The sequence below is a fragment of the Draconibacterium sp. genome, assembly GCF_041583095.1.
Taxonomy (GTDB): domain Bacteria; phylum Bacteroidota; class Bacteroidia; order Bacteroidales; family Prolixibacteraceae; genus Draconibacterium.
Window position 1 is genome coordinate 1 of sequence record NZ_JBFHGM010000283.1, and the last position, 6,468, is coordinate 6,468.

A 6,468-nucleotide genomic window follows, 5' to 3' on the forward strand; every position below is an offset into this window, starting at 1 on the left:
TCAGTAATGTGAATAAGTCCGTCCACACCGCCGAGGTCCATAAATACCCCGTATGAAGTAACGTTTTTAACGGTTCCTTCCAATACCTGACCTTTTTCAAGTTTAGCGATAATTTCTTTTTTCTGTTGCTCAAGCTCAGCCTCGATAAGTGCTTTGTGCGAAACAACAACGTTACGATATTCGTGGTTGATTTTAACAACTTTGAATTCCATTGTTTTACCAACGTATACATCGTAATCGCGGATAGGTTTAACATCAATTTGCGAACCTGGCAAGAATGCTTCAATACCAAATACGTCAACGATCATACCACCTTTAGTACGACACTTGATGTATCCTTTGATGATTTCATCGTTTTCAAGCGATTCGTTAACACGCTCCCATGAACGAGTTGCACGCGCTTTTTTGTGCGAAAGGATCATCTGTCCTTTTTTATCTTCAAGACTTTCGATGTAAACATCTACTTTGTCGCCTACTGTCAACTCTGGATTGTAGCGGAATTCGTTCAAGCTAACAATACCGTCCGACTTGTAACCTATGTCAACAACTACTTCGCGTTTGTTTAACGAAATAACTTTTCCTTCCAGAACTTCTTTTTCTGTAACAGTGTTTAGTGTGTTGTTGTAAAGATCTTCAAGGCTGCCACGTTCTTTTTCCGAATAGGCATCTCTTCCTTCTTCCAGGCTGTCCCAATCGAAATCAGCATCTGCTTCAGCTGTTGTTTCAACGGCCTTTTTTTCTTTTTTTGCTTCTGCTTTAGGAGCTTCCGCTTTTTCTTCAGCTGCAGTCTCTTCAACCGGAGCTTCTGTAGTTTCTGCAACTACTTCATTTTTTTCGTCCTGAACAGGAGTTTCTGCTACTTCTTGTTCAAGCTCTTTTTTCTTCTCTTCTGTCATGTAATTTTAATTAAATTAATGAGTTAGACTTTATATTTGTTAAAATTTGCGCGCGCAAAATTATAACTAAATTCAATTAAAACAAAAGATTCGTGTTATTTTATTGAAATAGAGCAAAATTGGACTGTTTTTTAGCTTTAAATGCCCTTTGATTAACATAGTTTAGTTTTATGCCCTTATTTTGGATTGCATTCCGGTTTTCTTTTATTTACTTTTGAAGCCTGATAAAATGAATCCTCTTTTTATAGTCATTAAAAAGTTGGGAAATAGGAAATCAGACAAGCTATAGAACGAATAAACCATATAATATGAAGGGAATAATTTTAGCCGGCGGTTCAGGAACCCGTCTTTATCCAATTACACGATCAATTTCAAAACAAATAATTCCGGTTTACGATAAACCAATGATTTATTACCCGCTGTCGGTTTTAATGCTGGCAGGAATTCGTGAGATATTAATTATATCAACACCCGAAGATATTGGTTTGTACGAGAAATTATTTGGCGACGGTTCGCAACTGGGCTTGAAGCTGGCGTATAAAATTCAGCCTTCGCCCGATGGTTTGGCACAGGCATTTATCCTTGGCGAAGAATTTATTGGTGATGATAACGTAAGTATGATTCTTGGCGACAATATATTTTATGGTTATAAATTCAGAAAAATACTGGAACAGGCTGCAACACTTGAGGACGGTGCAACGGTATTCGGGTATTATGTGAATGATCCGGAGCGCTACGGAGTTGTTGAATTTGACGATGCCGGTAAAGTAATAAGTATCGAGGAAAAACCTGATGAGCCAAAATCGAATTATGCGGTAACCGGCCTTTATTTCTATTCGAATGATGTGGTTGAGAAAGCGAAAGGATTAAAACCATCAAAACGCGGGGAGCTTGAGATTACGGATCTGAATCGTATTTATCTTGAAGAAAACCGATTGAAAGTAAAACTGCTTAGCCGGGGATTTGCCTGGCTGGATACCGGAACACACGACAGTTTATTGCAGGCTTCTAATTTTATATCAACAATTGAGCAGCGCCAGGGCCTGAAAGTTTCTTGCATTGAAGAAATTGCATGGAAAAAGGGCTACATCAGCACCGAACAGCTTATTGATTTGGCCAAACCACTAAGTAAAAATCAATATGGCGAATATTTATTAAAAATCGCCAGCAAAAAAGCATTTACATTTTAATTAAATAATGAATATAGTAGAGACGGGAATACCCGGATTAGTTGTAATTGAGCCGCGGGTGTTTGAAGATGACAGAGGGTATTTTTTCGAAACTTTTCAGCAGGAAAGGTACCGCGAAGCAGGAATTGACAGACCATTTATACAAGATAACGAATCGAGATCTGTAAAAGGAGTTGTACGGGGTTTGCATTTTCAATTGGGTGATGCGGCCCAGGCAAAGCTGGTGCGCGTAATTCAGGGAAGTGTTTATGATGTAGCTGTTGATTTGCGCAAAGGATCGCCGACTTTTAGGAAGTGGTTTGGTGTGGAATTGAACGAAAACAATAAGAAACAGTTATATGTGCCACGTGGTTTTGCTCACGGTTTCTCGGTTTTAAGCGAAACAGCTATTTTTACCTACAAATGCGACAACTTATACGATCGCGAAGCCGAAAGTTCAATTAACCCGTTTGATAAAACATTGGGAATCGACTGGCAGGTAAAAGAAGAGGAGGCCTTGGTTTCTGAAAAGGATAAAAATGCTCCGGCGTTTGAAAAGGCTCAAATGAATTTTGTGTATTAGCAACAATGAAGATATTAATAACAGGCGCTTACGGACAACTAGGGAACGAACTAAAAGTACTCAGTAAAAATTACCCCAAATGGGAATTTGTATATACTGATGTTGATTCGTTGGATATTACGGATGAAGAACAAGTGAAAAGTTACTTTGCCGACAACAATTTTGAACTGCTAATTAATTGTGCGGCTTACACTGCAGTTGATAAGGCCGAGTCGGATTTAGAAACGGCACAAAAAGTAAATGCATTGGCTCCAAAGTTTCTTGCAAGATACTCGAAAGCTGTTGGTGCAAAGTTGATTCATGTTTCAACCGATTATGTTTTTGCCGGCGATGCACATCTTCCTTATGAAGAGACAGATGCAGTTGCGCCAAACGGTGCATACGGAAAAACAAAGCTGGAAGGTGAGCAAAACTGCCAGTCTGAGAATCCGGAAACAGTGATCATCAGAACGGCTTGGTTGTATTCAACATTCGGAAATAACTTTGTAAAAACCATGTTGCGCCTCGGAAAAGAGCGAGGAGAACTGGGCGTGGTTTTCGATCAGGTAGGATCACCGACTTATGCCGCCGATTTGGCTAATGCAATTTTGAAAGTGGCCGAAAGTGAAAAGTTTGTGCCGGGTATTTATCACTACTCGAACGAAGGGGTGGCCAGCTGGTACGATTTTGCTTTGGCAATTTTCGAACTCTCAGAAGTAGACTGTAAAGTTAAACCGGTACTCTCGGAGAATTTTCCGACACCGGCAAAACGACCGGCCTACAGCGTGCTGAATAAAGCAAAAATAAAAGAAACTTATCACCTGGAAGTTCCGTATTGGCGTGATAGTTTAAAAGTGTGCTTAGATAAACTTGCTTCAGATAAAATATAAAGAAAAGCTTATCTTTAAGTTTATAACGAAGATTGGAGGTTATAATGTTGACAAAAGCAAAAGTTATTTCTGAATTGAATAAGTTTCCTGAAGAGTTTTCAATGGATGAATTATTCGAAAAGTTAATCTTGATGGAGAAGATTGATACAGCAAGAGAGCAATCAGCAAGAGGTGATGTAGTTTCAGAGGCAGAACTTGACTATGAAGTAAAAAAATGGTTCGAATAAACTGGACTTTGTTGGCAAAGGATGATTTGAAAAATATTAAGGATTTTGTATCAAAAGATTCAAAATATTACGCCATGCGCCACATTAATAAAATCTTGCAACGAACACAGGTACTAAAGAAATATCCTAAAGCTGGCAAAGTGGTAGCCGAAATTGAAGATGAACAAGTTAGAGAATTAGTATTGGGTAACTATCGAATTATCTATCAGATAGTGTCAGATTCTCGAATTGATATTTTAACAATTCATCATTCTGCCAGAGACTTAACAAATAGAAAAATAAAATAGATATAATCATGGAAAATCAAGAATTGATGGAAGTAAGAGCGAAAGCGCAGGAATGGCTTTCGGATACTTACGATGAAGAAACAAGAGGTCAGGTTCAGGCACTGCTTGATGCTGAAGACCCGACTGAGCTGATTGATTCTTTTTACCGCAGCCTGGAGTTTGGTACCGGCGGTCTTCGCGGCATTATGGGCGTTGGAACCAACCGCATGAATATTTACACCGTTGGTGCTGCAACGCAGGGATTAAGTAATTATCTGAAGAAGAATTTCGCTGATCTTGATGAAATAAAAGTGGCGATTGGTCATGATTGCCGGAACAACAGCCGTTTGTTCTCTGAAACCAGTGCAAAGATTTTTGCTGCCAACGGAATTAAAGCATACTTATTCGACGATTTGCGTCCTACACCGGAGCTTTCATTTGCTATCCGTGAGTTGGGGTGCCAGAGTGGTATTATTCTTACCGCATCGCACAACCCAAAAGAATACAACGGCTACAAAGCATATTGGGAAGATGGTTCGCAGATTGTTGGCCCACACGATGTAAACATCGTTAACGAAGTGGCCAAAATTAAACCTGAGGACATCAAATTCGATGGCCCCGACGAGTTGATCGAGATACTGGGAGAGGAAATGGACAACAAATTCCTTACTGAAGTGAAAAAGGTTTCCATTTCACCTGACGTGGTTGAGCGCCACAAAGACATTAAAATTATATACACGCCAATTCACGGAACAGGAGTGAAGCTAATTCCGGCCGCCTTACGCGAATTTGGTTTTACCAACATCATCAATATTCCTGAGCAGGATGTGGTAAGCGGCGATTTTCCAACAGTGGTTTCGCCAAACCCGGAAGAACCAGCTGCTATGGAAATGGCCATGAAAAAAGCTGCCGAAATTGATGCTGATGTTGTAATGGCTTCGGATCCCGACTCAGACAGGATTGGAGTTGTGGTTAAAGATGATAAAGGCGAATACATCATTATTAACGGTAACCAAACGGCGCTGCTTTTCTTCTATTATATCATTGTGAAAATGAAGGAAGCCGGTAAACTGAAAGGAAACGAGTTTGTGGTGAAAACAATTGTTTCTACCGAAATGATTGCTGAAGTTGCCCGCCGAAATAACATCGAATATTTTGATGTGTACACCGGATTTAAATTTATTGCCGAAGTAATTCGCGATAACGAAGGAGTGAAAAAATACATCGGCGGTGGCGAAGAAAGTTTTGGTTTTATGCCTTCTGACTTTGTTCGCGATAAAGATGCTGTTTCGGCTTGTGCTTTAATGGCCGAGATCACTGCATGGGCTATCGATCAGGGCAAAACATTGTACGAATTGTTGCAGGATATTTACCTGGAATACGGTTTCTCGCGCGAGAAAATGAAATATGTGGTTCGTAAAGGAAAGTCGGGTGCCGAAGAAATTCAGCAGATTATGACGAAATTCCGCAACGATCCGCCAAAAGAATTGGGTGGCTCGCCGATGGAATGGGTAAAAGATTATTCAACATTAATTGCGAAAAACCTGATTACCGGCGAAGAGAAGAAAATCGATCAGAAAATTACTTCAAACGTATTGCAGTTCTTTACGCAGGATGGAACAAAAATTTCGGTTCGCCCATCGGGAACAGAACCTAAAATTAAATTCTATTTTGAAGTAACAGGTGAGCTGAAATCGCGCGAAGATTTTGATGCAGAAGAGCAAAAAGCTGATGCCAAAATCGATGCGATAATGGAAGAACTGGGATTGTAAATTGTGATAAGCGCTAAGCGGTTTTAAACCGCTTAGCGCATTAATAATAAAATACCTAAATCAATAAAAATGAAACTAAAAATTTTAACTGTAGCCTTGCTTTTTGTTGCAGTGTGCGCAGTAGCTCAAGATGAGAGACCGCAAATGGTTCCTGAAATGACTGAAATCTGGGATCCGGAAGTGCCGGTAATTACACCGGGAGAAACTCCGGCAGATGCACCTTCGGATGCCATTGTTTTATTCGACGGTGTGGATATCGACCGCGAGTGGACAAACGGAGCTGGTGGCCCTGTTGGCTGGAAAGTAGCCGACGGCTGTGTAACCGTTGAAAGAGGTGCCGGAATTATTCAGACAAAACGTGTTTTCGAAGATTTTCAGTTACACATCGAGTGGAGGTCTCCTGCCGAAGTAGTTGGCGAAAGCCAGGGACGTGGAAATAGTGGTATTTTCCTTCAGAAACGCTACGAAGTACAAGTGTTGGATAATTACAACAACCGCACTTATCGCAACGGTCAGGCCGGAAGTTTGTACAAACAACATGCACCGCTGGTAAATGCCTGCAAAGGCCCGGGCGAGTGGCAGGTGTACGATATTATTTATACCGCGCCACGTTTTAACGACGATGGTACGTATTTTACTCCGCCAACTGTAACCGTTTTACACAATGGTGTTTTGGTTCAAAACAA

8 protein-coding genes are annotated in these 6,468 nt (G+C 40.5%); 7 read left to right on the top strand and 1 reads right to left on the bottom strand.

Annotated features, from left to right (window positions below):
* Positions 1–896: 30S ribosomal protein S1 (locus ABZB17_RS19055; protein ID WP_372652569.1), on the bottom strand; the 896-nt coding region annotated here is incomplete at its 3' end.
* A gap of 308 nt (positions 897–1,204) precedes the next feature.
* On the opposite strand from ABZB17_RS19055, the gene rfbA reads away from it, so the two are divergent.
* From rfbA to ABZB17_RS19090, 7 genes are all read left to right on the top strand, one after another.
* On the top strand, positions 1,205–2,086 hold the full coding sequence (gene rfbA, locus ABZB17_RS19060; protein WP_372652571.1) for a glucose-1-phosphate thymidylyltransferase RfbA: 882 nt from the start codon (positions 1,205–1,207) through the stop codon (positions 2,084–2,086).
* Between the two features lie 7 nt (positions 2,087–2,093).
* The gene (gene rfbC, locus ABZB17_RS19065) at positions 2,094–2,648 is read left to right on the top strand and encodes a dTDP-4-dehydrorhamnose 3,5-epimerase (protein WP_372652573.1); all 555 of its coding nucleotides are present in this window, start codon (positions 2,094–2,096) and stop codon (positions 2,646–2,648) included.
* A 5-nt stretch (positions 2,649–2,653) separates the two neighbouring features.
* Positions 2,654–3,517 (top strand): dTDP-4-dehydrorhamnose reductase, encoded by an 864-nt coding sequence (gene rfbD, locus ABZB17_RS19070; RefSeq protein ID WP_372652575.1) that lies wholly within the window; start codon positions 2,654–2,656, stop codon positions 3,515–3,517.
* 44 nt (positions 3,518–3,561) lie between these two features.
* The gene (locus tag ABZB17_RS19075; protein WP_372652577.1) at positions 3,562–3,744 is read left to right on the top strand and encodes a hypothetical protein; all 183 of its coding nucleotides are present in this window, start codon (positions 3,562–3,564) and stop codon (positions 3,742–3,744) included.
* 11 nt (positions 3,745–3,755) lie between these two features.
* Positions 3,756–4,031, top strand: coding sequence for a type II toxin-antitoxin system RelE/ParE family toxin (locus ABZB17_RS19080; RefSeq protein ID WP_372652580.1), 276 nt, complete (start codon positions 3,756–3,758; stop codon positions 4,029–4,031).
* 8 nt (positions 4,032–4,039) lie between these two features.
* Complete coding sequence (locus tag ABZB17_RS19085) at positions 4,040–5,782, top strand: phospho-sugar mutase (protein WP_372652582.1); 1,743 nt, start codon at positions 4,040–4,042, stop codon at positions 5,780–5,782.
* Positions 5,783–5,851: 69 nt separating this feature from the next.
* Positions 5,852–6,468: DUF1080 domain-containing protein (locus ABZB17_RS19090; protein ID WP_372652585.1), on the top strand; the 617-nt coding region annotated here is incomplete at its 3' end.

Excerpts from the sequence above, each read along its gene's own strand:
- rfbC (WP_372652573.1), top strand. The coding sequence starts at position 2,094 with ATGAATATAGTAGAGACGGGAATACCCGGATTAGTTGTAATTGAGCCG.
- ABZB17_RS19075 (WP_372652577.1), top strand. The coding sequence starts at position 3,562 with ATGTTGACAAAAGCAAAAGTTATTTCTGAATTGAATAAGTTTCCTGAA.
- rfbA (WP_372652571.1), top strand. The coding sequence starts at position 1,205 with ATGAAGGGAATAATTTTAGCCGGCGGTTCAGGAACCCGTCTTTATCCA.
- ABZB17_RS19085 (WP_372652582.1), top strand. The coding sequence starts at position 4,040 with ATGGAAAATCAAGAATTGATGGAAGTAAGAGCGAAAGCGCAGGAATGG.
- rfbD (WP_372652575.1), top strand. The coding sequence starts at position 2,654 with ATGAAGATATTAATAACAGGCGCTTACGGACAACTAGGGAACGAACTA.